This is a genomic window from Rhizobium sp. BK619 (assembly GCF_014195245.1).
GTDB classification, from domain to species: Bacteria; Pseudomonadota; Alphaproteobacteria; order Rhizobiales; family Rhizobiaceae; genus Rhizobium; species Rhizobium acidisoli.
Genome location: NZ_JACIBH010000034.1, coordinates 1 through 2496, shown reverse-complemented (window position 1 = coordinate 2496; position 2496 = coordinate 1). Strand labels below are relative to the sequence as shown.

Sequence of the window (2496 nt, the reverse complement as noted above, 5' to 3'; positions counted from 1 at the left end):
TGTTGATTTCCACTGAGAGCTGACCCGGCGTTTCCACCGAGAATTGACCCGCCTTTAGGTATTGTTCGTGTTGTTGGTCGGGGTCAAGTTCCTGCGTTTCTCCTTTGATGTTTTGGGCTGATGGGCCGAGCTGTTCTTGAAGCGGAAGCTGTCGTTTCCGGTTTCGAGGATGTGGCAGTGGTGGGTGAGCCTGTCGAGCAGCGCGGTGGTCATCTTTGCGTCGCCGAAGACGCTTGCCCATTCACTGAAGCTGAGGTTGGTGGTGATGATGACGCTGGTGCGCTCGTACAGCCTGCTCAGCAGATGGAAGAGCAGCGCCCCGCCTGAAGCGCTGAATGGCAGGTATCCCAGCTCGTCGAGAATGACGAGATCGGAGTGAACGAGCCGATTGGCGATCTGTCCCGACTTGCCTTGCGACTTCTCTTGCTCAAGCGCGTTGACCAGTTCGACCGTCGAGAAGAACCTCACTCGCTTGTGGTGATGTTCAATGGCCTGAACGCCGAGCGCGGTGGCAATGTGCGTCTTGCCCGTGCCAGGTCCGCCGACCAGGACAATGTTGTTGGCCTCATCGAGGAAGTCGCAGCGATGAAGCTGTTGCACGAGCGCCTCGTTGATCTCGCTGCTGGTAAAGTCGAAGCCGTTCAGATCACGGTAGGCCGGGAAGCGTGCCGTCTTGAGTTGATACGCGGTCGATCGGACCTCTCGTTCGGCTGTCTCTGCCTTGAGAAGCTGCGACAGGATCGGAAGGGCAGCCTCGAACGCGGGTGACCCCTGCTCGGTAAGCTCTCCGACTGCCTGGGCCATGCCATGCATCTTCAACTGCCGCAGCATGATGACGATCGCGCCGCTTGCTGGATTATGACGCATGGCGAGCCTCCGTCTTTCTCAAGGTATCGTATCGTTCAACATTGGCCTTGGGTTCATTGGTGAGCGTCAGTGCCTGAGGGGCATCGAGGGTCGGCGGCGTGAAGGATTTACCGTCAACGAGCCGATGCAGCAGGTTCAGCACATGCGTCTTGGTCGGAACGCCAGACTTCAGCGCCATGTCGACGGCCGACAGCACGGCTTGTTCGTCGTGCTGAAGGACGAGGGCCAGGATATCGACCATCTCTCGATCGCCACCCGGCTTCTTGAGCAGGTATTGCTGCAAGGTCCGGAATGCATCGGGGAGCTCAATGAACGGTGCGCCGTTGCGAAGAGCACCGGGCTTACGCTGCACCACCGCTAGATAGTGACGCCAGTCATAGATGGTCTGTCCTGGACGATCATGGGAACGATCGATGACGCGACGGTGCTCGCAGACGATCTGGCCTTCTGCGGCAACCACGATCCGATCCGGATAGACCCGGAGGCTCACCGGTCGATTGGCGAAGGATGCCGGAACGCTGTAGCGATTACGCTCCAGATGCACGAGGCAGGTAGGCGTGACCCGCTTCGTATATTCGACGAACCCGTCGAACGGCCTGGAGAGCGGCATGAGAGCCGGAACTTCCTCTGCCCAGATGTCGGCAATAGTGCCACGCAACTGACCGTGGGGTGTCTTGGCCCAGAACTCCTTGCAACGCTCCTCGAGCCAATCGTTCAGGGCCTCGAGTGATGGAAAGCGCGGGATCGGCTGAAAGAAGCGATGACGTGCATCCTGCACGTTCTTCTCGACCTGTCCCTTCTCCCAGCCGGAAGCCGGATTGCAGAACTCGGGCTCGAACACATAATGGCTGGCCATCGCCATGAAGCGGACGTTGACGTCGCGCTCCTTGCCACGACCGACCTTGTCGATCGCCGTGCGCATGTTGTCGTAGATGCCGCGACCAGGAATGCCACAGAAGACACGGAAGGCATGGTTATGGGCATCGAACAGCATCTCGTGCGTCTGCAGGAGGTATGCCCGGACGATAAAGGCCCTGGAGTAGCTCAGCTTCGTGTGGGCGATCTGCAGCTTGGTGCGCTCATTGCCAATGATCGCCCAGTCCTCCGACCAGTCGAACTGGAAGGCCTCGCCTGGTTCGAACGCCAAGGGCACAAATGTCCCGCGGCCCGTCGTCTGCAATTCCCTCTGACGATCATCGCGCCATTCCCGCGCAAATGCCGCCACACGATTGTAGGACCCGTCATAACCAAGGCTGACAAGATCAGCGTGTAGCTGCTTCATCGTCCGCTTCTGCTTGCGGCCTTTCTTCGACTCCGTCTTCAGCCAGGCCGATAACCGATCTGCAAACGGATCAAGCTTGCTCGGCCTCTCCGGGACGTTGAACTTCGGCTCCACGCCGCCGGCTCGCAGATATTTGCGGATGGTATTCCGGGATAAGCCGGTCCTGCGGCAAATCTCCCGGATCGATAGATGCTCTCGAAAATGCCAGCGTCGGATTACGCTTAGTAACGCCATGTCGATCACTCCAGAGCCCCCGCTGAAAACATGCGAGGGACGGTTGAAACATGGGTCAATTCTCAATGGAAATATCTAGCTGCGCCGGGTCAGCTCTCAGTGGAAATCAACAC

At 58.6% G+C, this 2496-nt stretch carries 2 protein-coding genes; both read right to left on the bottom strand.

Translation table 11 applies throughout. From position 1 onward, the window contains the following. Positions 1-54: 54 nt before the first annotated feature. Positions 55-867: an IS21-like element helper ATPase IstB gene (gene istB / locus FHX14_RS32705; protein WP_184381264.1), complete on the bottom strand. Its 813-nt coding sequence runs from the start codon at positions 865-867 to the stop codon at positions 55-57. After that, the gene (gene istA, locus FHX14_RS32700; RefSeq protein ID WP_184381262.1) at positions 857-2383 is read right to left on the bottom strand and encodes an IS21 family transposase; all 1527 of its coding nucleotides are present in this window, start codon (positions 2381-2383) and stop codon (positions 857-859) included. The genes istB and istA overlap by 11 nt, the downstream gene beginning before the upstream one ends. Positions 2384-2496: the final 113 nt, after the last annotated feature.